Source organism: Acidovorax sp. K2F, from assembly GCF_025246485.1.
Taxonomy (GTDB): Bacteria; Pseudomonadota; Gammaproteobacteria; order Burkholderiales; family Burkholderiaceae_C; genus Acidovorax; species Acidovorax delafieldii.
This window is the reverse complement of sequence record NZ_JAOBSQ010000038.1, coordinates 17,394-42,088: the sequence shown is the minus strand read 5'-3', so window position 1 is coordinate 42,088 and position 24,695 is coordinate 17,394. Positions and strand designations below refer to the sequence as shown.

Below are 24,695 nucleotides of genomic sequence, written 5' to 3'. Positions count from 1 at the left end.
GCCCTGCGGATCACAGCTTGCGCAGCCGCTCCAGCGCCGCCCGCAGCGTCTCATCCTTCTTGGCGAAGCAGAACCGCACCACACGCTGGTCAAACCCGTCGCCATAAAACGCCGACAACGGAATCGCCGCCACGCCCACCTCGCGGGTGAGCCACTGGCAGAAATCAGCCTCGTTCAAATCACTGATCGCCGAGATGTCCACGCACTGGAAGTAGCTGCCCGTGCTGGGCAGCAGCTTGAAGCGCGAGCCTGCCAAGCCCTCGCGGAACAGGTCGCGCTTGGCCTGGTAGAACGCGGGCAGCTGCAGGTAGGGCGTGGGGTCTTGCAGGTAGGCGGCCAGGCCGTGCTGCACGGGGGTGTTGACGGTGAACACATTGAACTGGTGCACCTTGCGGAACTCGGCCGTCAGTGCTGCAGGGGCGGCCACGGTGCCGACCTTCCAGCCGGTGACATGGAAGGTCTTGCCAAAGCTCGACACGATGAACGCACGCGCGGCGAGGACGGGAAAGCGCGCGGCGCTCTGGTGCTCGACACCGTCGAACACCATGTGTTCGTACACCTCGTCGCTGATGAGCAGGATGTCGGTGGGGGCGAGCAGGTCTTCCAGCTGGCGCATTTCCTCGGCCGTCCAGATGGTGGCGCTGGGGTTGTGCGGGCTGTTGATGAGGATGGCGCGAGTGCGGGGCGTGATGGCCGCGCTGATCTTGGCAAAGTCGGGGCGGAAGGTGCCGGGTGTGAGCGGCACGCGCACAGCCTTGCCGCCGGCCAGCTCGATGTTCGGCACATAGCTGTCGTAGCACGGGTCGAGCACGATCACCTCGTCGCCCGCGTGCACGATGGCCAGGATGGCGGTGATGATGGCCTGCGTGGCGCCTGCCGTGATGGTGATTTCGGTGTTGGGGTTGTAGGTGCGCCCGTGCAGCGCCTCGATCTTGCGGGCCACGGCTTCGCGCAGGGCGGGCACACCGGTCATGGGCGGGTACTGGTTGTGGCCGGCTTGCATGGCGGCGGTGACGGCGTTCACCAGCGCGGGCGCGCATTCAAAGTCAGGAAAGCCCTGGCCCAGGTTCACCGCCTTGTGTTCGGTGGCCAGCGCCGACATCACGGTGAAGATGGTGGTGCCGACGTTGGGCAGCTTGCTGGGGAAGGCGGGTGTGCGGGCGGTGGTGGAGGTCATGGCGCAGCAGCGTGGAAAACGAGGAAATTCTGGAAGGGTTCAGGGTGCTTCTCGGGCTGAACGGAGGTCACAGCTCGTAGTCGTTGACATGGCCCGTCATCGCGCGGGCAATCAGCTCGCGGCTCAGGCGGTCGCTGAGCAGCTCGGCAAACTTGTAGACAAAGTTGCGCAGGTAGGCGCCGCGCTTGAAGGCCACGCGGGCCACGCTCTGCCCAAACAGGTGGCCCACGGGGCGCACGGCCAGGTCGCCCACCGGGTCGTCGCGCATGGCCATCTCGGCCACGATGCCGATGCCCAGGCCCAGGCGCACATAGGTCTTGATCACGTCAGAGTCGATGGCTTCGAGCACGATGCGGGGCGTGAGCTTGCGCGCTGCGAAGGCGTGATCGATCTTGCCGCGCCCGGTGAAGGAGGGGTGGTAGGTGATCAGCGCTTCGTGCGCAAGGTCGTCCAGACCGATGCGTTCCTTTTGCGCCAGAGGGTGGTCGTTGGGCACCACCAGCACGTGCTGCCATTCGTAGCAGGGCAGGGTGACAAGTTCGGGGTAGTCGGCCAGGGATTCGGTGGCCATGCCGATCTCGGCCACCTCGTCGATGATCATGCGGGCCACTTCGTGCGGTGTGGCCTGGTGCAGGCTCACGTTGACCTTGGGGTAGGCCTCGCGCAGGCGGGCCACAGGCACCGGCAGCACGTAGCGCGCCTGGGTGTGGGTGGTGGCGATGCTGAGGGTGCCGCTGTCTTGCGCGCTGAACTGCTCGCCAATGCGCTTCAGGTTGCCTACCTCGCGCATGATGACTTCGATGCTTTTGAGCACATGCTGGCCGGGTTCGGTGATGCGCTTGAGGCGTTTGCCGTGCCGGGCGAAGATGTCCACGCCCAGTTCTTCTTCCAGCTCGATGATGGCTTTGGAGACGCCTGGCTGCGAGGTATGCAGGGCCTTGGCGGCCTCGGTCAGGTTGAGGTTGCGGCGCGCAGCCTCTTGAACGAAGCGGAATTGGTGCAGATTCATATCGAATATCGCCTAAAGGATTGCATCATTATGCTGCAATCGTCTAAGCGAATGAACCGCACCCCAGAAATTTCAGATCGGCGGGCTTTCGCAGGCGATATCTGCCATCAAGGCCGTCATGCGTGGATCCTCCCCGATGGCGGCCTGGACGTGGAATTGCACGGCGGGGTGGGCGGTGCGCAGCTCCTGCACCAGCAGGGGCAAATCCTCCCGGGCGTGCTTGCCGGTGCCCAGAAACATCGGAACCACTGTGACGGCGGTGGCCCCATCGGCCACCAATTGACGGACGGCGTCCGGCAGGGCGGGTTCACACAGTTCCAGGTAGGCACAGATGGCCCGGCGGTCCGGACTTTGCGCTGCAATGCGCGTTGCGACTGCCTCCATAGGGGCGCGCCACAGGGGGTCTCGGGACCCGTGGGCAAACAGGACGATGGCGTGGGTCATGGGGCGGGGCGAGGTCAGGGTGTCAGCGTCTCAGCACCAGCCAGCCAAAGGCCGCCAGCGAGAGCAGGGAGTAGATCAGGCCGGGCGCTGCCGCTGTCAGCCATGGCGACCAGTTTTGCAGGTTGCCTGCATAACCAAAGACGTTGTTGAGCAGGAAGAAGCTGATGCCCGCCATCACGCCGCCGAACACGTAGCCCGCGATGCCGCCCGAGCGGAAATGCAGGTACGCAAAAGGCAGCGCCAGCACCACCATCACCAGACAGCTCAAGGGGTAGAACACCTTGCGCCAGAACTCGATCTCGTACTTTTGGGCGGACTGGCCGTTGGCGTTCAGGTGCCGAATGAACTGAAAGAGGTCCAGGGTGGCCATGCGATCGGGCTTGAGCAAAGAGGCCGCCACCATGTCGGCACTGATCTTGGTCGGCCACTGCAGGGAGGGGCTTTCCAGGTGCTCCACGCGGGCCTCGTTCTTGTCGCTTTGCTGTTCAAAGTGACTGCGCTGCACCTTCTCCAGGGTCCACGCTCCATCCGAGCCGAACTGCCCTGACGCGGCCCGCGTCTGCGAAGCCAGGCGGCCCTTGTCGTCAAACTCGAAGATGCGCACGTCCAGCATGCCGCCATTGGGGGTGAGCGCGCGCACGTTGACGGCAAAGGAGTGGTCTTCCTGCCGCTCTTTGAGCCATGCGCCCGTGGCGCCTGCTGTCAGCCGCCCCAGGTAGCGCACCTTGATGAGCTGGGCGGTGCGGTCCGTCAGGGGGGCCAGGTAGTCACCGACAGCAAAGGTCAGCAGCACGAAGACGCCACCCAGCGTGAGCAGCGTGCGCAGCGCCCGCCAGGGGCCCATGCCGCTGGTGCGCATGATGGTGAACTCCGAGCTTTGGGCCAGGCGGGCCATCACAAAGATGGTGCCGATCAGCACGGTGATGGGCAGCAGTTCATACAGATGGCTGGGAATGCTGAGCACCACAAACAGCAGCGCGTGCGATAGCTGGTAGCCATCCTCCCCCGCACGGCCCACCCAGCGGAGTTCATCCACCAGGTCAAAAAAGAAGAACAGGGCCAGAAAGCCCACGGTGACGAAGGTGACGGCGCCCAGCGCCTCACGGTGGATCAGGCGGCGGATGGTTTTCATGCGGACTGCCCTCCGGTGCGCAGGGACTGCCATAGCCGGCCCGTCCTCCATTGGTTGTGTCGGACAGCAAGCACCAGCAGTGAGGCCGCCAGCATGCCGCCGTGCAGCAGCACCATGAAACTGGTCAGGCCCAGCCGGTCCGCGCCCACCCAGCTCTGGCCCAGGGTCATGAGGTTGTAGTAAACGATGAAGGCAAACAGCGCAAACACCATGCTCGTGCTGCGCGCTGCGCGTGGGTTGACGCTGGCCACGGCCAGACCCAGCAGCACAAAGTTGAGCGCGGCCAGTGCCAGGCCGAGGCGCCAGCCCAGCTCGGCGCGGTAGGCCGGCAGCGGCCGCATCACGAGGTCGTAGGTCGTGCGTGTCTTCACCGCCAGTTCTTCCGCCGCACCTGGGGCTGCACTACCGATGCGGGTGCCGTACAGGCTGAACTCGCTGATCTTCACGCCGGGCTTGTCCCGCGAGGTCTCCAGGCGCTGACCGTCGCTCAGCAGGGCCATGCGTTCACCGCCCTGGGTCTCCAGCCGGGCGCTGCGGGCGGAAGTGACGGATTCGCGTTTGCCGTCATTGGCGGCAATGAAGACGTTGTTGGCGGCCTGCGTGTCGGGGGTGTCCTTGTCGATGAAGAACACCCGGCTGCCGTTGGACGACTCCTGGAACTCGCCCGGTGCAATGCGGTCGATGTCGCTGCGCTGCTCGTAGCGGGTCTTGAGTTCCTGGATCTGGGAGTTGGCCCAGGGCCACACCAGCAGCGACAGTACGGCAATCACCACCATCACCGGCCAGGCGAAGCGCAGCAGGGGGCGCACCAGACTGATGAGGCCGCGCCCGCTGGCGAACCAGATCACCATTTCGCTGTCGCGGTACATGCGCGACAGCGTGCCGACCACCGCAATGAACAGACTGAGGCTGAGAATGGTGGGCAATTGCCCCAAGACGGTGAAACCCATGACGAGCATCACGTCGGACGGGCTGACACTGCCCTTGGAGGCCTGGCCCAGCGTGCGGATGAGCATCATGGTCATGACCACGGTCACCAGCACCACAAGGGTCGCGCCGAAGCTGCGCGCCAGCTCCTTGCGGATGGATGAATCGAATAACATTGGCTGGAAGGAAAACACCAATTATGAACTTTGATCTCAAGACCCTTGAACTTGCTGCGGCAGCCTCGGAGAAATGCGACCTGCTGATCGTCCTGCTTCCCGAGGGCTTCAAGCCGGGCAAGGACGCGCTTTCTGCCCTGGCGGCCTTGGCACTCAAGAACGGAGATCTGACCACCAAGGCGGGCAAACACCTGCAGCTGTACCAGGTGCCTGCCGTTGCAGCCCGCCGCGTGGTGCTGGTGGGGTTGGGCGATGGGTCGGCGCGCGCAACGCGCCAGGCGCTGCAGGCACTGGGTGGTGCCATCAAGGCGCCCCTGACCAAGCGCGTGGTGCTGTGTTTTGCCGGCGCAGCCCCGGCGGCGTCTGTCAGCGCGGTTGTGCAGGCGGTGGCAGACGTGAGCTATGTCTACACCACCACCAAGACCAAGGTGGAAGCACGCAGCCTGAGCCGCTGTGTGGTGGGTGTGCCGGATGCTGCCAGTGCGCGTGACGGGTTTGACAGCGGGGTCGCCCTGGTCGCTGGTGTGGAGTTTGCCAGGGAGTGGGGCAACCGCCCAGCCAACCACGCAACCCCCAGCCTGCTGGCGGATGCAGCCAAAACACTGGCCAAGCTGCCACGCATCCAGTGCAAGGTCCATGGCCCGGCAGAGGTGGCGCGTCTGGGCATGGGCGCCTTCATGGCTGTGGCAAAGGGCTCTGAAGAGCCCCTGCGTTTCATCGAGCTGCGCTACAACGGCGCTGCCAAGGACCAGGCACCCATCGTGCTGGTGGGCAAGGGCATCACCTTTGACACCGGCGGCATCTCGATCAAGCCCGCGCCCGAGATGGACGAGATGAAATTCGACATGTGCGGCGCTGCCAGCGTGCTGGGCACCTTCCGCGCGCTGGGCGAACTGCAGCCGGCCATCAATGTGGTGGGCCTGATTCCCGCCTGCGAAAACATGCCGGACGGGCGTTCTGTCAAACCTGGCGATGTGGTCACCAGCATGAGCGGCCAGACCATCGAGATTTTGAACACCGACGCGGAGGGGCGCCTGGTGTTGTGTGATGCGTTGACCTATGCAGCGCGATTCAAGCCTGCCGCCGTGGTGGATATTGCGACGCTGACCGGCGCCTGCGTGATCGCTTTGGGGGGCGTACGCAGTGGTTTGTTTGCCAATAACGACGGTCTGGCGGAGTCCTTGCAGGCAGCTGGTGAGGCCGCGCAAGACCTCTGCTGGCGCATGCCGCTGGACGATGACTACGCAGACGGCCTCAAGACCAACTTTGCCGATATGGGCAACGTGGCGGGCCGTGCGGGTGGCTCCATTACCGCTGCCAAGTTCTTGCAGAAGTTCGTCGGCGACATGCCCTGGGCTCACCTGGACATTGCGGGTACTGCCTGGAAGGGAGGCGCGACCAAGGGTTCCACAGGACGCCCGGTCGGCCTGCTGGTGCACTATGTGCTGGAGCAGTCCAGGTCGCAGGTCCGACAAGCCAAGGCACCCAAGTCCGCGTCACGCTCTGTGACCAGGACGGCCGCTGCTGGAGCTGTGGGCAAGCCAGCCGCCAAGCGGTCCTCCAGCACCAAGGCTGCGTGACGCGTCATGACCGAGGTAGCCTTTCACTTCAACGCACCCGACAAGCTGGCCTACGCATGCCGGTTTGCGCGCAAGGTGCAGCGCAGCGGGGCTCGTTTGGTCATTGCCGCGCCTGCGGATGCGCTTCAGGCGCTGGACCGCATGCTCTGGTTGTTGGCCCCCCAGGACTTTGTGGCCCATTGCCACGCCGACTCGGACGAGGAGCTGGTTCAGGGCTCTCCGGTGTTGCTGGCGCAGGATGCACGCCTGGCACCGCATCACGAAGTGCTGTTGAACCTGAATGCGGAAGTCCCGGAAGGTTTTGGCCGGTTTAACCGTCTGGTCGAAGTGGTGAGCGCCCAGGACGAAACCGACCGCGCCCAGGCACGTGCGCGCTGGCGCCACTACGCGTCCCGGGGCTACGCCATTACCCGCCATGATCTGGTGTTGAAAGCGGGCTGATGGCGCTCCCACCCAAAACCCCTCCGCGGTTTGTACCCACGCTCACCGAAGTGGTGCAGGTGCCTGGCGTGGCGCCCCTCGCGCCGGGGGCTTCAAATCCGGCGGTCCGCACCACCGTCCTGTCGCCGTCGCAGTCTGTGGCGTTGGCCAGGCCTGCATTGCCCAGTGCGCGACCGGCTGGTGCGGCGCAGGTCGCTGCGCCCCCCGCCAAAGAGCGTCCTGTGGCCTCTCCGGTGGCTGCGCCAATCCCTGTGGCCGCTCCCCCGGCATCACGTTCTACGTTATCCCATGTCCAACCTCGCCCGGCGGTTCATGCTGCCACCCCTGCTGGCCCAAAGCCAGGGGCTGCGCCCGTTGCGGCCCGCGCCTTGCCAGATGGGATGGAGGAGTACATGGTGCACCGCGTCATGCAGCGCGTGGATGTAGTGCTGGACCAGCGCTTGCGCGAAGCAATCGCCACAGTGGTGCAGGAGCAGACGCGGTCAGTGCTTCCGCGTCTGCGCGAAGAGATCGAATCGGTGGTACGGCATGCGGTGTACGAGGCGGTGGCGGACGAGCTGGCCAGTGGTGCGCCCCCTGTGGCCAAGGGATGACAGGGTATTCCCCTGTGGTTTCTCTTGCGTTTAATCGTGTTCCCTAATGATCTGGCCCGTAAATTGCGATATGTTCGCCTGCGTTGAGACACAAGAAGATTCTCAGCGTTTATCTTTACTGGAGATTTGATATGCAATTGAAGTTGAAACTGACCGTGGTTGCTGCTATCGCGGCTGTTGCTGGTGTGGCCTCTGCACAAGAGCAGGTGGTCAAGATCGGCCACGTGGCTCCGGTTTCCGGCGCCCAAGCCCACTACGGCAAGGACAACGAAAATGGCGCCCGTATGGCCATTGAAGAGCTGAACGCTCAAGGCGTCACCATCGGCGGCAAGAAGATCAAGTTCGAGCTGCAGGCTGAAGATGACGCTGCCGATCCAAAGCAGGGAACTGCCGCCGCACAAAAGCTGTGCGACTCCAAGGTCGCTGGCGTTGTCGGCCACCTCAACTCCGGTACCACGATCCCCGCCTCCAAGGTGTACAACGATTGCGGCATCCCCATGGTGACGGGCGCTGCGACCAACCCCAACCTGACCAAGCCTGGCTACAAGACCACGTTCCGTATCATCGCCAACGACAACGCCCTGGGCGCTGGTCTGGCCTTCTACGCTGTGGACACCCTGAAGCTCAAGACCGTTGCCATCATCGATGACCGTACTGCTTACGGCCAAGGTGTTGCCGACGTGTTCAAGAAGACCGCTACGGCCAAGGGCATGAAGGTGGTGGACGAGCAGTTCACCACCGACAAGGCCACTGACTTCATGGCCATCCTGACCGCCATCAAGGCCAAGAACCCTGATGCCGTGTTCTACGGTGGTATGGACCCTCAAGCCGGCCCCATGCTGCGCCAGATGGAACAGCTGGGCATGGCCAACGTCAAGTACTTCGGTGGTGACGGCGTCTGCACGTCCGAAATCGCCAAGCTGGCTGCCGGTGCCAAGACCCTGGCTAACGTGATCTGCGCGGAAGGCGGCTCCTCGCTGGCCAAGATGCCTGGCGGTACGGCCTGGAAGGCCAAGTACGACGCCAAGTACCCCAACCAGTTCCAGGTTTACAGCCCCTACACCTACGACGCCACGTTCCTGCTGGTGGACGCTATGAAGCGCGCCAACTCCGTGGACCCCAAGGTGTACGTGAACGAACTCGCCAAGTCCAACTTCAAGGGCGTGACCTCCACCATCGCCTTCGAACCCAACGGCGAAATGAAGAACCCAGCGATCACGCTGTACGTCTACAAGGACGGCAAGAAGACACCTCTGTAATTGGAGTGTTGCTTTCAGCTGCGGGGCATTTCGGTGCCTTGCAGCGATAGTAAAAATGGCTTCCCTCGGGAAGCCTTTTTTAATTCCGCGGTGTAGTCAGCGTTGCCAACGCCGCGATGGTTTGATCTGTTAGCGTTTGACTTGCAGCGAGCCTGGATTCACGATGTTGGTAGGCGTGCCTTTGATGAAATTCACCACATTGTCGAAAGCTGCACCAAAGTAGAGCTCGTAGCTGTCCTGCTCCACGTACCCGATGTGTGGTGTGCAGATGCAGTTTTCCAGGCGGAGCAGGGCGTGGCCTTGCAGGATGGGTTCGCTCTCAAACACGTCCACGGCCGCCAGGCCCGGGCGACCCCGGTTGAGTGCTGCGATGAGCGCGTCGGGTTCAATCAATTCTGCACGTGACGTGTTGACCAGCAGCGAGGTGGGCTTCATGCACGAGAGGTCTTCAAGCGAGATGATGCCGCGCGTTTCGTCGTTCAGGCGCAGGTGCAACGAGATCACGTCGCACTGCGAAAAAAACTCTTCGCGCGTAGCGGCGGCCTGGTATCCATCCGTCAGCGCCTGCGCGCGCGAGGCTTCACGCCCCCAGACGCGCACGTTCATGCCAAACGCCCGTCCATAGCCGGCCACCAGTTGTCCGATGCGGCCGTAGCCCCAGATACCCAGTGTTTTACCCCGCAGCACGCTGCCGACTCCGAAGTTGGGGGGCATGGACGCGGTCTTGAGACCGGACTGCTGCCAAGCGCCATGCTTGAGGTTGGAGATGTACTGTGGCAGGCGGCGCATGGAGGCCATCACCAGGGCCCAGGTCAGCTCGGCGGGAGCCACAGGGGAGCCGACCCCTTCTGCCACGGCGATCCCCCGCTCGGTACATGCCGCTACATCAATGTGGCTCCCAATCTTGCCAGTTTGGGCGATGAGCTTGAGCCGCGGGAGCTTTTCAACCAGTTGGCGTGTGATCTGGGTCCGTTCGCGGATCAGCACAATGATGTCGGCGTCTTTGAGTCGCACCGAAAGCTGCCCCAGCCCTTTGACCGTGTTGGTGTACACCTTGGCGGTGTATGCGTCGAGCCGAGAGGCGCAATGCAGCTTGCGCACTGCATCCTGGTAATCGTCGAGGATCACAATATTCATGCCGACATTGTGCCTTGACGGGCGCAGGGGAATGCCACAGGGGCCGTGCTGGGCATACCAAAGCCTGCGGTTTTTTGGTGACTGAGTGCTGCATGAGCCCCGTGGACGCACTTCTTGCCCTGCGCGTGCACGGAAGTCCGGACTCAGAGAGTGCCATGCACCACGACTGCTGCAGCTCGGTGCAGAGTTTTGGACCTGCCGGTGCCCCGGTGTTAGACGTTTGCGGATCGAGCACTGCCTGACATTGCCGCAGCCTTGGTGCGCGGGGCGTAGAAGAGGGCTTGGCGCTCGTGGCGCCTGCTGCGCTCTGCGAATCAGGCCCGGAGCGCCTCGGATGCTGCCAGGCGGTCCAGCTCTGCGCACACATCGGCCATTCGGCCGGCAATTACCAGGCGGCAGGTGCCTGCGTCAGAGGCCCGGCGCAGCACCCGGGTGGATTGTGGTGGGCAGTTATCTGCACCCACTGACGCCAAAAAGGCCTGACGTTTGCTGCCGGCCATGTGTGTTGGCAGGAAGGAGCGGTGGGTGGCAGCGGATCTGGTCGGGCTTTCTGGCGTTCGTACTGGAGGTTTGGCGGTAAAGGGCCAATTTCCGCGCAATGGACGTTGTGCCAGTGGCTCTGTGGAGTTGCTGGGGACCAGGGTTTGGGCGTCGTCGCTGCGGGAGGCCGATGCTGGGGCGTTGCCTGGCCTGGCATGTCTCATGCCGACTGGCAGTGCCTGCAGGTCCAGTCGGTCTTTGGGTGCACTGGCTGGGTTGGCAAGCAGCTTTTTAAGACTGCGAAGAGGGTTCTGCACAGCAGACAGGGTGAACAAAGCAATTCCCATGTGAAAACTCCGAAAGTCGGGGGTTGAACATAGGCAGGATTGCAAAGTGGTCGAACACCAGTGCAGACAGACGCAGTGCGAGTTGATCCCTCGACCGTGCAGACAGCTGCTCCGCCGATCCATCAAGCATTGCGTGAGAGGCCTTGGCATTCAACGGGACCTGCACCGCAGGGCTGGTGAATCGGTTGTATCCGTTCACCAAACGCCCGCCACCCACGGTGCGGCCCCTGGGGCACACGCTACATCAGCATGGTGTTGCGGATAAGTCCCACTGCCAGTCCTTCGATTTCGAAGGGCTCGCCGGGCTGCACCACGATCACGGGATAGTCGGGGTTTTCGGGCAGCAACTCGATGGCAGTGGCCGTGCGGCGAAGTCGCTTGACGGTGACATCATCGCCCAGGCGGGCCACGATGATCTGACCATTGCGAGCCTCACGGGTGGACTGCACGGCGAGCAAGTCACCATCCATGATGCCGGCGTCGCGCATGGACATGCCCCGCACCTTGAGCAAGTAGTCGGGCTTGTGTTGGAAGAGGCTGTTTTCCACGCTGTAGGTCTGGTCCACATGTTCCTGCGCGAGAATGGGCGACCCAGCAGCCACCCGACCTACCAGGGGCAAGACCAGCTGCGACAGACCCGGGATGGGCAGACTGAATTGGTTGCCACGGGCTGCGTTGATGGAGCGCACTGTGTCTCCGCGCAAGCGGATGCCGCGCGAGGTGCCGCTGACCAGTTCGATCACCCCTTTGCGGGCCAGGGCCTGCAGGTGCTCTTCTGCCGCGTTGGCTGACTTGAAACCCAGCTCGGCCGCGATTTCTGCGCGGGTGGGAGGCGCGCCGGTGCGTGCGATGGCGGTCTGGATGAGATCCAGAATCTGCTGCTGGCGGGCGGTGAGTTTGGGGTTGTCGAGCATGGTGGTTTCCGGTGCAGGCGGTTACAGTGGCGAACAACTGTTTTTTAATCCAGTAACTGTATTTTTCACCAGTTTTTCGGAGTATGCAAGTGAGTGGGCAAAAAATTGTGGTTTTGGGCACCGGTGGCACGATCGCGGGCACCTCTGCACAGGCGGGAGACAACATCGGCTACACCGCGGCCCAGGTGGGGGTGGAGCAACTTCTGACGGCCGTGCCAGGCTTGCAGGCACTGGCAGGGGGCGCCTTGGCTGCAGAGCAGGTGGCGCAGATCGACAGCAAGGACATGGATTGCGAGGTGTGGCGCACGCTGGCACTGCGGTGCGCGCACCATTTGAGCGACCCGGAGGTGAGAGGTGTGGTCATCACCCATGGCACGGACACCCTGGAAGAGACCGCGTGGTTTTTGCACGAGGCGCTGGATGCGCGCAAGCCCGTGGTGCTGACCTGCGCCATGCGGCCCGCCACAGCCCTGACCCCCGATGGACCCCAGAATCTGCTGGACGCTGTGGCAGCGGTATTGGCACCCGGTGCCACAGGTGTGCTGGCTGTTGCGGCGGGTGAAGTGCATGGCGCACGGTATGTGCAAAAGGTGCATCCCTACCGCGTCAATGCCTTCAGCTCGGGCGAGGCCGGTCCTTTGGGATGGGTGGAAGAGGGCGTGGTCCGCTGGGCATGCAGTAGCCTGGTAGCGCATGTAGATCATGCCGATAGCGCTATGAATAATATAGTGAACGCTGTGGCTTGGCCGTGGGTGGAAATCGTCATGAACCATGCGGGGGCATCGGGCAGGGCGGTAGATGCGCTGGTGCGAGAGGGCGTGCAGGGCCTGGTGGTGGCCTGCACCGGCAATGGCACGATCCACCACGATCTGGAGGCTGCCCTGGTGCGCGCGCAGAAAGCCGGGGTGCGGGTGGTGCGCTCCACCCGCTGCGCCGAGGGACAGGTGCTACCCAAGCCGGGTGATGCGCTGCCTGCCTCGCAAGGCCTGTCGCCAGTCAAGGCGCGGGTCGCTCTGATGCTTGATTTGCTGCGGGCGGATTGATCGAAAAGGACTGCCAGCCGTGTTCACCGCACTCAAGACACACGCCTGGGCTTATCCCGCGCTCGAAGTCGTCCACATTGTGGGCATTGCGCTGTTGCTGGGCAATCTGGTGTTGCTGGAGTTGCGGGTGTTTGGGCGCGGTGCGGCCTTGCCGATGAAAGACCTCGCCCGGCTGGGTCTGACTTTGGCCGGGTGTGGCTTTGGATTGGCGGCAGCGTCGGGTCTGTTGATGTTTGCTACCCAGCCATCAGAGTTGCTCAGCAACCGCGCCTTTACCTTGAAGATGCTGTTGTTAATGCTTGCGGGCTGTAACGCGGCGTGGTTCCATGCACGTGATTCCCTCACGCGCCTGGACGGGCTGGCCCGCCTTCAGATGCTGGCATCCACCATGGTGTGGCTGGCGGTGGTGGCTTGTGGCCGCTGGATTGCGTATCTTTGAGATCGCCCCCTTTTCATCAGGAGTCTGTATGAGCCTGCAACGTCGCCATGTGCTGATCGCCGCCAGTGCCTTGCCTTTGGGGGTGCACGCCCACCATGGCTGGAGCAGTTTCGATGCAGACCGACCGCTGTATCTTGAGGGCACAGCGCGCAAAGTGCGCTGGCAAAACCCGCACGCAGAGCTGGAGCTGGAACTGCCCACTGCGCTCCAGTTGCCAGCGGACCTTGCGCAACGCGCCATCCCCGCGCAGACAGCGCCCGTGGATGGCCGCGCGCTGCTGGCCAAAACGGTGCTGCCCACCCGCAAGGACCGTGTCTGGGAGATTGAGCTGGCGCCTCTGACCCGCATGCAGGCGTGGCAGGTGCCAGAGATCAAGCCAGGCACCGCCGTATCAGTCGTGGGTTTTGGCCTGCGGGACGAAAAGGGCGAGGCGGTACTGCGTGCCGAGTACCTGTTTGTGGACGGCAAAGCCTACGGCCTGCGGTCCAGTCCTGCCTGAGTCAAAGCACATGCCCGCAGCAGGCGGCTGTCGCGGCTGCCGTGTTTCAAGGCGGCCCATGAAAAAAGCGACGCCCTGGTGCGGTGCGTCGCTTGGATGGGGCTTGACCGCCCAACGTATGTCAGGCGGTTTTTTGCTCCTGGTTCAATGTATCAGCTGGCCAGCGCCTGCAGCGCACGTGCAGTGATCTCGTCCACACTGCCGGTGCCGCTGATGGCGCGGTACTTGGGTGCCACAGCGGGTTCGTCCTTGGCCCAGTTGCTGTAGTAATCCACCAGAGGGCGCGTCTGGTCGCTGTAAACCTGCAGGCGCTTCTTGACGGTTTCTTCCTTGTCGTCTTCGCGCTGGATCAGTTCTTCGCCGGTCACGTCGTCCTTGCCTTCCACCTTGGGGGGGTTGAACTTGACGTGGTAGGTGCGGCCGCTGGCGGGGTGCGAGCGGCGGCCGCTCATGCGCTCAATGATGGCGTCAAAGGGCACATCGATTTCGAGCACATAGTCCAGCTTGACGCCTGCGGCCTTCATGGCGTCGGCCTGGGGAATGGTGCGGGGGAAACCGTCGAACAGGAAGCCGTTGGCACAGTCTGCCTGCGTGATGCGCTCCTTGACGAGACCGATGATGATGTCGTCACTGACCAGGGCGCCCGAATCCATCACTGCCTTGGCTTGCAGGCCCAGGGGGGTGCCGGCCTTGACCGCTGCGCGCAGCATGTCGCCGGTGGAGATCTGGGGGATGCCGTACTTCTGGCAGATGAACGTGGCTTGCGTGCCCTTTCCGGCGCCAGGCGCGCCCAACAGAATCAGTCTCATGGATGTCCTCGAAGGTTAGAAATCGGGTGGCGCCGCTGGCGGGGACGTTCGAAGGGCGCCTGAAGCCGTTCTGTGCGCCCGGGATGCGGTGCTCTCGTTACAGTTGAGGATAGCATGTGACCACCTTGCGCTGACTTACATGGGTGACCGTTTCTAGGTCGGCGCCTCCACGTGCCCACCACGGCGCCCCGCTGTACGTCCCCAGTGCGTTGAAAGTGCGCCCGCAGCGCACACCGCATGGCGGCGCCAGAGAGCTTTCAGCGAAACAGCGCGCGCACCCGCTCCAGGTCCTCCGACGTATCCACGCCAGGGCCGGGCGCTGCGTCTGCCAGGTGCACGGCGATGTGGTGGCCATGCCAGAGTGCGCGCAGCTGCTCCAGGGCCTCCACCGCCTCGGTCGGTGCTGGCGCCAGCTGCGGAAATTTCCGCAAGAACCCTGCGCGATAGCTGTAGATGCCCACGTGCCGCAGCGGTGCAAAGCCTTGCAGTGCCTTGACACCGGGCTGGGCGGCCTGTGCCGCGCCCTCCCACCAGGCCGTGCCCGCGTGGTCGCGGCCAAAAGGGATGGGTGCACGGCTGAAGTAATGGGCCAGACCCCGCGCGTCCAGCACCACCTTCACCACATTGGGGTTGGTGTAGTCGGCCAGGGACGCAATGGCATGGGCAGCGGTGCCCATGCTGGCTTCTGGGCGCTTTCCATCTCGGTCTTGCAGCAGGCTTGCCACGGCATTGATGAGGCCGGGGTCTATCAGCGGCTCGTCACCCTGCACATTGACGACGATGTCGTCGCCGTCCTGCCCCAGCTGTAGGCAGGCCTCGGCCAGCCGGTCGCTGCCGCTGGCGTGGTCGGCGCGGGTCATGACGGCATCCACGCCATGCACTGCGCAGGCTTGCAGGATGCGGGCGTCGTCGGCCGCCACCACGACGCGGGTTGCGGCGCTCTGCGCAGCACGCCGGGCCACGCGCACCACCATGGGCAGGCCCGCAATGTCGGCCAGAGGTTTGTCTGGCAAGCGGCTTGAGGCCATGCGTGCCGGGATCAGCACGGTGAAGGGGGTGTGGGCTACGGCGGGCACGGGTGCGCTCACTGCTCCAGTTCCTCATCGGTCAGGGTACGGGCTTCGTTTTCCAGCAACACCGGAATTCCGTCGCGCACCGGGTAGGCCAGCCGAGCGCTGCGCGAGACGAGTTCCTGCGCCTCGCGGTCATAGGTCAGGGGGCCTTTGGTGACGGGGCAGACCAGCAGTTCAAGCAGTTTGGGGTCCATGGGGGAGGAGCTTTCCGGGAGGGTTCGTTCAGGCAGGGGCAGATGATAGCGGCGGCCTTTGGGCTCCTGGGCCGGTCGCAACTCGATGGAGCCAGGCATCGAGGGCAGTAAAAAATTGCGGGTCCATCTGCGCGACCAGGGGAACAGCCAGTGCGTCAGGATGGCGGGTCCAGAGCTTCACGGCGTCTTTTTCAGTGCAAACAAGCTGCATGCGCTGTTCGGATATGCGCTGCCAGCTATCAAAATCATAGTGATCTGGCAGGGCCTCGGTGCGCTCCAGCGCCAGGCCCTGGGTGCGCAGCATGGCAAAAAACTCGCTGGGTCTGGCCACGGCTGCCACCGCATGCAGCGGTTGCCCCTGCAATTGGGCCAGTGGCAACTGCTGGCCGTTCGACCGCAGGGCAAAGGGCGCCAGGCTACGCTGTAGCTCAAATGCAGGCGCCGTGGTCCCGTGCGGCGGCGCACTGCCTGCGTGCAGCACGATGTCCACGGCGCGGGGCCAGGGCTCCCGCAGCGGGCCGGCAGGCAGCAGCAATCCGTTGCCGATGCCCTGGTCATTGAAGATACAGATCTCCAAGTCCCGCTGCAGCGCCAGGTGCTGCAAGCCGTCATCGCAAATGAGAACGTCGGTGGCAGGGTGCGCGGCCAGCAGCGCGCGTGCGGCAGCGATGCGGCGCGGGGCCACAAACACAGGCACTGTGCCACCCGCCGCCACGCTGCGGGCAATCAGGGCGGGCTCGTCGCCCACCTCACTGGCCAGGCTGTCAGGCAGTACCGCACGGCAGTCGTGCGTGCTGCGGCCATAGCCGCGCGAAATCACGCCCACGCGCAGGCCGCGCGCCTGCAGGTGTTTGGCGAGTGCGATGACTACCGGGGTCTTGCCGGCGCCTCCGGCAATCACGTTGCCCACCACGACGACGGGGCGGCCCGGGTGTTCGGAGCGAAGCCAGCCCCTGCGATACAGCCAGCGGCGCAGCGCCACCAACGCGCCATACATCAGGGAAACGGGCCACAGTGCCCAAGCCGCTGGACCCCGGGACTGCCAGATGTTGTGAAGCCGTTGTTCGGCCGTGGGCAGAGAGACCTGCGGGGCCGAAGCCCGGGGCGGCTGCGGCCCGGAAGCGGCCATGCCCGTCAGCGGCTGGCCGCGCGTCCCGACGCGGACGACTGCGTGGCAAACGTGATCTGCGTGAGGCCCACGCGGCGCGCGGCTTCCATCACGGTGACCACGGACTGGTGTGGCGACATGGCGTCGGCGCTGATGATGACCACGCTGTCGCGGCCTGCGGTGGCAGCACTGCGCAGAGCCTGGGCGATGGCATCCACACTCTTGCCTTCCACGCCGGTCTTGTTGACGGCGTAGCGGCCGTCTGCGGCCACCGACACGATCACTTCCTTGGGATGGTCGCGCTGCTGCTCGGCATCGGCCACGGGCAGGGTGAGTTGCAGCTCCGTGAACTTGCTGTAGGTGGTGGTGAGCATCAGAAAGATGAGGATCACCAGCAGCACGTCGATGAACGGTATCAGGTTGATCTCGGGCTCATCCTTGGCGCGGGGACGAAAGTTCATGGCGCTTACTTGGCTTTGCGCAGGCGCAGGATGTGGCGAACGAATTGCTCCGACGCCAGCTCCAGCGTGAGCAGATATGCGTCCACGCGGGCCCGGAAGTAGCGCCAGAAGATCAGCGAGGGGATCGCCACGATCAGGCCAAACGCGGTGTTGTAGAGCGCGATGGAGATGCCATGCGCCAGCTGGGCCGGGTTGCCGCCACCCATGGCCTGGCCCACACCCCCGCCGCCAGCCTGCGAGCCAAAAATCTCGATCATGCCGATGACGGTGCCCAGCAGGCCCAGCAGCGGTGCGGCTGAAGCGATGGTGGCCAGGGCCGACAGGTACTTCTCCAGCCGGTGCGCTACCGCGCGGCCGGTGCCTTCCATGGCGGCGCGCAGGTCGGTTTCGCTGCACTGGGGGTTGCTGTTGAGGGTGCGCAGGCCGCTGGCCAGCACTTCACCCAGGGCCGAGTTCTGGGCCAGCTGGTTCACCACGTCGGGGGTGGGCAAGGCCTTGGACGACACCGTGATGGCTTCGTCGAGGAGTTTGGGGGGGGCCACGCGGGCCGTTTTCAGGGCCAGAAAACGTTCAAAAATCAGTGCCAGTCCCAGGACGGAACACGCGATCAGGGGCCAGATGGGCCAGCCTGCGGCTTGTATGATGGACAGCAAATCTCTCTCCGCGCAGATGAAAGCAATCGGCGATTATGGCCTAGCTTGCGGCGGCCACCGCGTCACAAACCGTTACGTTATCGCGCACGCCACCCATCACCGCGCTCACCCACAAAAACTGTGGATAACTTTGTGGGCAACCCACATCCACAGCCTCGCAAAGTGGCTTCGCGCCGTGCTTGCAACAGATTGATGAAAAATTGTGCAGTGAAAAAGGTATATAAATCAACAGCTTGCACGTGCTCTCGTGTTTTGCGGCCGATTGGGGTGCCCAGTTTGAAGGCGACTCCCGCTGGCTCGAAACTGTGGAGTACTCGCAGGGGGGGCGCGGCGCCAACGCGCGCCGTTTCTCATGTTTGACCGCTCAAGCCCAGCAGCGGCGCCCCGTATCTGGGAAGTTGGCGCGCTGTGCCGCGCCATTGCTGATGCCCTGGAGGCGCGCTTCAATCCTGTCGCGGTGCGCGGTGAGATTACGGGCTTCTCGCGCGCGTCCAGCGGGCATTGTTATTTTTCGATCAAGGACGCCAACGGGCAGTTACGCTGCGCCATGTTCCGACGCGCAGCCACGTTGCTTGACTTTTCGCCGCGCGATGGTGAATTGGTGGAAGTGCGCGGGCGTCTCGGTGTGTATGAGGCGCGGGGCGACCTGCAGTTCATCGTGGAAAGCATGCAGCGGGCGGGGCAGGGCGCGTTGTTCGAACAGTTCCTGCGGCTCAAGGCGCAGCTTGACGCCGAAGGCCTGTTCGACACGGCGCGCAAGCGCCCGCTGCCGCTGCAGCCCCGCGGCATTGGCCTGGTCACGTCAGCCGGCGCAGCCGCGCTGCACGATGTGGTCACGGCGTTGCGCCGGCGTGTGCCGCACATTCCGGTGGTGCTGGTGCCCGCGCAGGTCCAGGGTGTGGCCGCCCCGCCGTCGATCATTGCGGCGCTATCAAAACTGTATCTGCTCGCGCAAGCGGGGCAGGCGCCTGGGGCTGATTCGAACCGGCATCCGCCCATTGACGTGATTTTGCTGGTCCGTGGAGGCGGCTCCATCGAGGACCTGTGGGCCTTCAACGACGAGCAGCTGGCCCGCTCCATCGTGCAAAGCCCGGTGCCCCTGGTCAGCGGCGTGGGGCACGAGACCGATTTCACCATCGCTGACTTTTGCGCCGATCTGCGCGCTCCCACGCCCACCGCGGCGGCCGAGCTGGTGGCCCAGCCGCGCGAGGTCTGGCTGGGCGCGCTGGATTTGCTGGCAGGCCGCCTCAGCGATGGTGTGCAGCGCCAGCTCGATACCCGCCACCAGCGGCTGGACCAGGCCGCAGCCCGCCTCGGCCGTCCCTCGGGCCTGGTGGCGCGCCAGCAGCTGCAACTGGCGCGCCTTGCGCAGCGCATGCGCCATGGGGTGCTCCTGAAAATGCAGCGCCTGGCGCAACGCCAGCAAACACTGGAAGCCCAATTGCCCCAGGCTTTGCAACGCAGTTCTGCGCAGCACGCCGAGCGGCTGGACCGTGCTGCCTTGCGGCTGGAGTTGCTGGACCCACGCTTGGTACTGCAGCGCGGTTATGCGCTGCTGACCGACACCAGCGGCCAGGCGGTGACCAGCGTGCGCCAGGCCCAGCCGGGCGACGCGCTGCGGGCCACGCTGGCCGACGGCGCCGTGGATGTGACGGTGTCGCAGCCACGGTTGCTGTGAGCGGATTGCGGAGGGCGAGGGCTGCAGGGCTTTTTTGTAGGACAGCGGCGGTTTGTGGCGTTGTGGGTGGGGAACCGGGAGCCCACATGCTGCACAGGTCACCTGATGTTCCTACAATGCCCCCTTCGCGCTGTGTCCGACTGCATTGCTCAGGAAAGCCCGCGTTGCAGACGGCGTCCCAGAATTTCAAACCACGAGGAAACACCACCATGGAACACACCCTTCCCCCGCTGCCCTATGCCATCGACGCCCTGGCCCCGCACTACAGCCAGGAAACCCTGGAGTACCACCACGGCAAGCACCACAACGCCTACGTGGTGAACCTCAACAACCTGCAAAAGGGCACCGAGTTCGAATCCCTGACGCTGGAAGAGATCATCAAGAAGGCCAGCGGTGGCATCTACAACAACGCTGCGCAAATCTGGAACCACACCTTCTTCTGGAACTGCATGGCTCCCCAGGGTGGCGGTGAGCCATCCGGCGCGCTGGCCGCAGCCATCAACGCCAAGTGGGGCAGCTACGCCGCCTTCAAGGAAGCCTTTGTGAAGTCCGCCGTGGGCAACTTCGGTTCGGGCTGGACCTGGCTCGTGAAGAAGGCTGACGGCAGCGTGGACATCGTCAACACCGGCGCCGCTGGCACGCCCCTGACCACCGCCGACAAGGCCCTGCTGACGGTGGACGTGTGGGAACACGCGTATTACATCGACTACCGCAACATGCGTCCCAAGTTCGTCGAAACCTTCCTCGACAAGCTGGTGAACTGGAAGTTTGCTGAAGCCAACTTCGCCTGATCGACCCGCGCAGTCGCGGTGTGGCGCTCACACCGCGCAGGCAACAAAAAACGGCCCGAGGGCCGTTTTTTGTTGCACGACAGAAAATTTGAACTGTTTTCGACTGGATGCGCTAGTGAATCATGGTTTTTTTGCTATTGAATATATAGCATCAGCAGCCCTTGGCGTCACTGCCGGGCAAACGGAGTCCCACTGAGTTTGGCCCCGGCTTTGATGCCCTTCTTGGCAAACCAGCCCTGATTCATCTCCAGCACGTAGCGCACGGGCTTGGCCGAACAGTGTGAATCCAGTGTCTGGGGCTTCATGTCCTCCAGGTTCACGATGGTGCCGTCATCGGCAACGAAGGCCGCAGTGAGCGGCAGCAAGGTGTTCTTCATCCAGAAGCACTGCTGGGAGGGCTGCTCAAACACAAACAGCATGCCTTCATGCGCGGGCATTTCCTTGCGGTGCATCAGGCCGGTCTGGCGCTCCTGGGGGGTGAGGGCGACCTGGGCGTCGATGCGGTGCATGCCGGCCGTCAGTTCCACGCGCCGCAGGTTCATCTGCGGGCCTTCTTGCGCCTGGGCGACCCCAGCGGGCGCTGCCAGTGCACATGCCGCCAGCCAAACCCCCCAGGTCCCGACTGCGCGGCGGGCACGGCTGGGAACACCGGTCGCCCCGCGCAGGGCGGCGAGCGGGAGGGCTGGGAGGGCGCGTGAGGCGGTCATGGGCGGGACTTTCTGGCAAAAAAGACAACACAGGGTGCGGCAGCTGCGCCAGGGACGGACTGCAGTGCTCGCAAAAAGTTCAGGCGGTGCGCAGAGCATGCGCAGCACCAAAGAAAACGCCCGCAGGAGCGGGCGGTTTTTGAATCAGCGAAGGCCTGAGGGCCCCGTGGTGGGTATGTCAGGCCTTGCGATGTTTCAGGCGGCCTTGTGGGCGGTTTTCTTCTTGGCGACCTTTTTGGTGGTCTTTTTCTTGGCGACCTTCTTGGTGGCCGGTGCTGCTGCCTGGGCCGTCATGGGAGCGGCTGCGGGAGCGGTGGTGGCAGGGGCGGCTGCGGGTGCCTGTGCAAAAGCACCAGCAGTGAACAGACAGGCCACGAGGACAGCGAGGAGTTTTTTCATATATGCCGTTTCCAGTGTGAACGAAGGTTGAAGGGCCGGACGAATTCCGTACGGCTCCACTCGCAACGATAGCAGCGCGCGGCCCGTTGACAGGGTCTTGGACGAAATTTTTTGTCATTAGAATGGTTTGAAACCACACTGGCGCGCCTGCGGCGGTGCTTCTTTTCCTCGCTTTGCCCCTCATCGACCGAATCAGACTCGGCGCACACCGGAGACTCCCCACCCATGACCACCTACCAGCACATCGTGGTGCCTGCCGAAGGCCAGAAAATCACCGTCAACGCCGACATGTCCCTGAATGTGCCGGACGAGCCCATCATTCCCTTCATTGAGGGTGACGGCACCGGCTTGGACATCACGCCCGTCATGATCAAGGTGGTGGACGCAGCCGTGGCCAAGGCCTACGGCGGCAAGAAGAAGATCCACTGGATGGAGGTGTACGCGGGCGAAAAGTCCACCAAGGTGTACGGCCCCGATGTGTGGCTGCCCGATGAAACCCTGCAGGTGCTGCGCGAGTACGTGGTGTCCATCAAGGGCCCGCTGACCACGCCCGTGGGCGGCGGTATCCGCTCGCTGAACGTGGCACTGCGCCAAGAGCTGGACCTGTATGTGTGCCTGCGTCCCGTGCAGTATTTCAAGGGCGTGCCCTCGCCGCTGAAGGAACCCGAAAAGACCAACATGGTCATCTTCCGCGAGAACTCGGAAGACATCTACGCCGGCATCGAGTTTGAGGCTGAGTCGGACAAGGCCAAGAAGCTCATCAAGTTCCTGCAGGACGAGATGGGGGTGAAGAAGATCCGCTTCCCCAACACGTCCGGCCTGGGCGTGAAGCCCGTGTCCATCGAGGGCACGGAGCGCCTGGTGCGCAAGGCCATCCAGTACGCCATCGACAACGACAAGCCCAGCGTGACCATCGTGCACAAGGGCAACATCATGAAGTACACCGAAGGGGGCTTTCGCGACTGGGCCTATGCCCTGGCACAGAAGGAGTTCGGTGCCGAGCTCATCGACGGTGGGCCCTGGTGCCGCCTCAAGAACCCCAAGAACGGCAAGGAAATCACCATCAAGGACAGCATCGCTGATGCCTTCCTGCAACAGATCCTGCTGCGCCCGGCCGAGTATTCAGTCGTGGCCACGCTGAACCTGAATGGTGACTACATCTCTGACGCGCTGGCGGCACAGGTGGGCGGCATTGGCATTGCCCCTGGCGCCAACATGTCCGACTCGGTGGCCTGCTTTGAAGCCACCCACGGCACGGCGCCCAAGTACGCGGGCAAGGACTACGTGAACCCCGGCTCCGAGATCCTGTCGGCCGAGATGATGCTGCGCCACATGGGCTGGACAGCGGCTGCCGACCTGATCATCAGCTCGCTGGAGAAGTCGATCGCATCCAAGAAGGTGACCTACGACTTTGCCCGCCTGATGGAAGGTGCCACGCAGGTCAGCTGCTCGGGGTTTGGGCAGGTCATGATTGACAACATGTAGTCGCATCCGCCTTGGCTTCGGGGCGGTTCAAAACGTCTCCATAAAAGAAGACCCCTGGTGCGTCATTCGGACCAGGGTTTTTTGTTTGCGCCTCAGCGTCCCAGCGCGCGTACCAGATAGTCAATGAGCACCCGCACCCGCAGGGGCATGTGCCGGTTGCCTGGGTAGATCAGCGAAAACGGGCGTGACGCGCCCGCATGCCCCGCCAGCACTTCGACCAACTGGCCGTTGCGCAGATCCTCCTCCACCAGAAAACGGTACGTTTGTACCAGGCCTGCTCCTGCGCGGGCCAGCGTGACCTGACCCAGGATGTCATCAGCACAGCGCAACTTGCCCTGGGTCGGCCATTCCATGGTCTGGCCCTCGTGCACCAGCAACCAGGGAACGACCTGCCCGCTGCTCGGCAGCACGAACTGCACGCATTCATGTCGTTCCAGCTCGTCTGGCGTAGCGGGTGCGCGGTGGCGTTTCAGGTAGGCCGGGGCTGCGACAACGATCAAGGCCGCGTCCTCCAACTTGCGAGCCACCAGGCTCGAATCTGGCGGTGTTCGGCCACGGATGGCGAGGTCAAAACCTTCCTCGGTGAAGTCCACGTTACGGTTGGACAACTGCAGTTCTATCTCTATGTCGGGGTACTTCTTGCTGAACGCGGGCAAGAGAGGCAGTACGCGATGGTGGCCGTACGAAGTGGGCAGGCTCATCCGCACAAGGCCTGCTGGCTTGAGTTGCTGGCCCGACGCCTCACGCTCTGCCTCGCTGAGTTGCGTCAGCGCCTGGCGGCATTGGTCGTAATAGCGCTGCCCAACCTCCGTCAGGTGCACTTGGCGCGTAGTGCGCATGAGAAGGCGCACGCCCAGACGCTCCTCCAGCCGTGCCACTGAACGGCTCACGGCAGCCGCCGTGAGTCCTGTGGCCTTGGCTGCCGCAGTGAACCCCTGGTGCTGCGCCGTCAGGCAGAACAACTCAATGCTGCCCAGGCGAAGGTTGTCGAATTGCCGGTTCATTGTTGATTCTTATGTAATTAGTGATTTGAAATGAATCTAGTTTATTGTCAATTTCATCGCAAATACAGTCACTGCATCACCAACCACGGACATAAGGAGTCCCCAGATGCAGAACTCGATCAAGCTTTACTACTCTCCCGGCGCATGCTCACTGGCGACGCACATTCTTCTGCGCGAAACCGGCACGCCATTCACGCTGGAGAAGGTGGATACCCACAAACACACCACCAGCACTGGCGGCGACTTCTATGCCATCAGCCCCAAAGGCCAGGTGCCTGTGATCGAACTTGCTGATGGAACGCGGATCACCGAAGGGCCGATAGTTGCTCAATATGTGGCGGACCGGGCGGGCGCACGCACCCTGATGCCCCCCGCAGGCAGTCTGGAGCGCTACCGGGTCATGGAGTGGCAGAACTACGTGACGGCGGAACTGCACAAGTCTTTCACCCCGCTGTTCCACAGCGATGTGGATGCCAATGCCAAGAAGGCGCTGGCTGCTGTGCTTTACAAGAAGCTGGTCTGGCTCGACGGACAACTGGCTGGCAAGAGCTACCTCACGGGCAGCGATTTCACTGCCGCCGATGCCTATCTGTTCGTGGTGCTGGGCTGGGCCAAGTTTGTTCAGATCGACTTGGGGGAACTGCAGCACATCGGCAGCTTCATGGCGCGTGTGGCAGCCCGCCCCGAGGTCCGTGCCGCGATGCAGACAGAAGGCCTCGTAGCCTGAGGAATACTC

The 24,695-nt window shown here is 63.5% G+C and carries 27 protein-coding genes; 11 read left to right on the top strand and 16 right to left on the bottom strand.

Going from position 1 to position 24,695, the window contains the following annotated elements:
* Positions 1-10 precede the first annotated feature (10 nt).
* The 5 genes from N4G42_RS14540 to lptF form a co-directional block, all read right to left on the bottom strand.
* The gene (locus N4G42_RS14540; RefSeq protein WP_260667685.1) at positions 11-1,177 is read right to left on the bottom strand and encodes a pyridoxal phosphate-dependent aminotransferase; all 1,167 of its coding nucleotides are present in this window, start codon (positions 1,175-1,177) and stop codon (positions 11-13) included.
* Between the two features lie 67 nt (positions 1,178-1,244).
* Positions 1,245-2,186 (bottom strand): CysB family HTH-type transcriptional regulator, encoded by a 942-nt coding sequence (locus tag N4G42_RS14535; protein ID WP_056062356.1) that lies wholly within the window; start codon positions 2,184-2,186, stop codon positions 1,245-1,247.
* Between the two features lie 72 nt (positions 2,187-2,258).
* Positions 2,259-2,630, bottom strand: a complete 372-nt coding sequence (locus N4G42_RS14530; RefSeq protein WP_260667684.1) for a sirohydrochlorin chelatase — start codon at positions 2,628-2,630, stop codon at positions 2,259-2,261.
* A 22-nt stretch (positions 2,631-2,652) separates the two neighbouring features.
* A complete protein-coding gene (gene lptG, locus N4G42_RS14525; RefSeq protein WP_056062363.1) occupies positions 2,653-3,762 on the bottom strand; it encodes an LPS export ABC transporter permease LptG in 1,110 nt (369 codons plus the stop codon).
* Positions 3,759-4,865: an LPS export ABC transporter permease LptF gene (gene lptF / locus N4G42_RS14520; RefSeq protein WP_260667683.1), complete on the bottom strand. Its 1,107-nt coding sequence runs from the start codon at positions 4,863-4,865 to the stop codon at positions 3,759-3,761. Before lptF ends, lptG begins: the two co-directional genes overlap by 4 nt.
* Positions 4,866-4,888: 23 nt before the next feature.
* On the opposite strand from lptF, the gene N4G42_RS14515 reads away from it, so the two are divergent.
* The 4 genes from N4G42_RS14515 (at position 4,889) to N4G42_RS14500 (ending at position 8,738) form a co-directional block, all read left to right on the top strand.
* Positions 4,889-6,445 (top strand): leucyl aminopeptidase, encoded by a 1,557-nt coding sequence (locus N4G42_RS14515; RefSeq protein ID WP_260667682.1) that lies wholly within the window; start codon positions 4,889-4,891, stop codon positions 6,443-6,445.
* A gap of 6 nt (positions 6,446-6,451) precedes the next feature.
* Positions 6,452-6,886 (top strand): DNA polymerase III subunit chi, encoded by a 435-nt coding sequence (locus N4G42_RS14510; protein WP_260667681.1) that lies wholly within the window; start codon positions 6,452-6,454, stop codon positions 6,884-6,886.
* Positions 6,886-7,479, top strand: a complete 594-nt coding sequence (locus N4G42_RS25670) for a hypothetical protein (protein WP_409557828.1) — start codon at positions 6,886-6,888, stop codon at positions 7,477-7,479. Before N4G42_RS14510 ends, N4G42_RS25670 begins: the two co-directional genes overlap by 1 nt.
* A 131-nt stretch (positions 7,480-7,610) precedes the next feature.
* Complete coding sequence (locus tag N4G42_RS14500) at positions 7,611-8,738, top strand: branched-chain amino acid ABC transporter substrate-binding protein (protein ID WP_056062370.1); 1,128 nt, start codon at positions 7,611-7,613, stop codon at positions 8,736-8,738.
* Between the two features lie 129 nt (positions 8,739-8,867).
* Here N4G42_RS14500 and N4G42_RS14495 read toward each other — a convergent pair whose 3' ends face one another.
* Both N4G42_RS14495 and lexA read right to left on the bottom strand, forming a co-directional pair.
* Complete coding sequence (locus tag N4G42_RS14495; protein WP_260667680.1) at positions 8,868-9,875, bottom strand: D-2-hydroxyacid dehydrogenase family protein; 1,008 nt, start codon at positions 9,873-9,875, stop codon at positions 8,868-8,870.
* Between the two features lie 1,066 nt (positions 9,876-10,941).
* Positions 10,942-11,616, bottom strand: a complete 675-nt coding sequence (gene lexA / locus N4G42_RS14490) for a transcriptional repressor LexA (protein WP_056062380.1) — start codon at positions 11,614-11,616, stop codon at positions 10,942-10,944.
* Between the two features lie 83 nt (positions 11,617-11,699).
* Here lexA and N4G42_RS14485 point away from each other — a divergent pair, with 83 nt between their 5' ends.
* Genes N4G42_RS14485 through N4G42_RS14475 form a run of 3 tightly spaced genes read left to right on the top strand, consistent with a single transcriptional unit; the run spans position 11,700 to position 13,597 of the window.
* Entirely contained in the window at positions 11,700-12,659 is a 960-nt protein-coding gene (locus N4G42_RS14485; protein WP_260667679.1) for an asparaginase, read from the top strand.
* Positions 12,660-12,678: 19 nt separating this feature from the next.
* Positions 12,679-13,098 carry a hypothetical protein gene (locus N4G42_RS14480; RefSeq protein ID WP_260667678.1) on the top strand — a complete coding sequence of 140 codons (420 nt, stop codon included), beginning with the start codon at positions 12,679-12,681 and terminating at the stop codon, positions 13,096-13,098.
* A gap of 28 nt (positions 13,099-13,126) precedes the next feature.
* Entirely contained in the window at positions 13,127-13,597 is a 471-nt protein-coding gene (locus tag N4G42_RS14475) for a DUF6152 family protein (RefSeq protein ID WP_260667677.1), read from the top strand.
* Between the two features lie 152 nt (positions 13,598-13,749).
* Here the strand turns inward: N4G42_RS14475 and adk are convergent, their stop codons facing one another.
* From adk to N4G42_RS14445, 6 genes are all read right to left on the bottom strand, one after another.
* Complete coding sequence (gene adk / locus N4G42_RS14470; protein WP_056062394.1) at positions 13,750-14,406, bottom strand: adenylate kinase; 657 nt, start codon at positions 14,404-14,406, stop codon at positions 13,750-13,752.
* 257 nt (positions 14,407-14,663) lie between these two features.
* Complete coding sequence (gene kdsB / locus N4G42_RS14465; RefSeq protein ID WP_260667676.1) at positions 14,664-15,494, bottom strand: 3-deoxy-manno-octulosonate cytidylyltransferase; 831 nt, start codon at positions 15,492-15,494, stop codon at positions 14,664-14,666.
* Positions 15,491-15,673: a Trm112 family protein gene (locus N4G42_RS14460; protein ID WP_056062396.1), complete on the bottom strand. Its 183-nt coding sequence runs from the start codon at positions 15,671-15,673 to the stop codon at positions 15,491-15,493. Before N4G42_RS14460 ends, kdsB begins: the two co-directional genes overlap by 4 nt.
* Positions 15,674-15,701: 28 nt before the next feature.
* Positions 15,702-16,802 (bottom strand): tetraacyldisaccharide 4'-kinase, encoded by a 1,101-nt coding sequence (gene lpxK / locus N4G42_RS14455; protein WP_260667675.1) that lies wholly within the window; start codon positions 16,800-16,802, stop codon positions 15,702-15,704.
* A gap of 5 nt (positions 16,803-16,807) precedes the next feature.
* The gene (locus N4G42_RS14450) at positions 16,808-17,242 is read right to left on the bottom strand and encodes an ExbD/TolR family protein (protein WP_056062402.1); all 435 of its coding nucleotides are present in this window, start codon (positions 17,240-17,242) and stop codon (positions 16,808-16,810) included.
* Positions 17,243-17,247: 5 nt separating this feature from the next.
* The gene (locus N4G42_RS14445) at positions 17,248-17,895 is read right to left on the bottom strand and encodes a MotA/TolQ/ExbB proton channel family protein (protein WP_056062406.1); all 648 of its coding nucleotides are present in this window, start codon (positions 17,893-17,895) and stop codon (positions 17,248-17,250) included.
* 352 nt (positions 17,896-18,247) lie between these two features.
* Between N4G42_RS14445 and xseA the strand changes: the two genes are divergently transcribed.
* On the top strand, positions 18,248-19,573 hold the full coding sequence (xseA, locus tag N4G42_RS14440; protein WP_260667673.1) for an exodeoxyribonuclease VII large subunit: 1,326 nt from the start codon (positions 18,248-18,250) through the stop codon (positions 19,571-19,573).
* Positions 19,574-19,782: 209 nt separating this feature from the next.
* On the top strand, positions 19,783-20,364 hold the full coding sequence (locus N4G42_RS14435) for a superoxide dismutase (protein WP_056062412.1): 582 nt from the start codon (positions 19,783-19,785) through the stop codon (positions 20,362-20,364).
* 167 nt (positions 20,365-20,531) lie between these two features.
* Here N4G42_RS14435 and N4G42_RS14430 read toward each other — a convergent pair whose 3' ends face one another.
* On the bottom strand, positions 20,532-21,071 hold the full coding sequence (locus tag N4G42_RS14430) for a DUF192 domain-containing protein (protein ID WP_260667672.1): 540 nt from the start codon (positions 21,069-21,071) through the stop codon (positions 20,532-20,534).
* A 195-nt stretch (positions 21,072-21,266) separates the two neighbouring features.
* Complete coding sequence (locus N4G42_RS14425; RefSeq protein WP_260667671.1) at positions 21,267-21,470, bottom strand: hypothetical protein; 204 nt, start codon at positions 21,468-21,470, stop codon at positions 21,267-21,269.
* 225 nt (positions 21,471-21,695) lie between these two features.
* Here N4G42_RS14425 and icd point away from each other — a divergent pair, with 225 nt between their 5' ends.
* Positions 21,696-22,955 carry an NADP-dependent isocitrate dehydrogenase gene (gene icd, locus N4G42_RS14420; protein WP_015014237.1) on the top strand — a complete coding sequence of 420 codons (1,260 nt, stop codon included), beginning with the start codon at positions 21,696-21,698 and terminating at the stop codon, positions 22,953-22,955.
* Between the two features lie 92 nt (positions 22,956-23,047).
* Here icd and N4G42_RS14415 read toward each other — a convergent pair whose 3' ends face one another.
* Positions 23,048-23,959 (bottom strand): LysR family transcriptional regulator, encoded by a 912-nt coding sequence (locus tag N4G42_RS14415; protein WP_260667670.1) that lies wholly within the window; start codon positions 23,957-23,959, stop codon positions 23,048-23,050.
* Between the two features lie 106 nt (positions 23,960-24,065).
* Here N4G42_RS14415 and gstA point away from each other — a divergent pair, with 106 nt between their 5' ends.
* On the top strand, positions 24,066-24,686 hold the full coding sequence (gene gstA, locus N4G42_RS14410) for a glutathione transferase GstA (protein WP_233193738.1): 621 nt from the start codon (positions 24,066-24,068) through the stop codon (positions 24,684-24,686).
* Positions 24,687-24,695 lie beyond the last annotated feature (9 nt).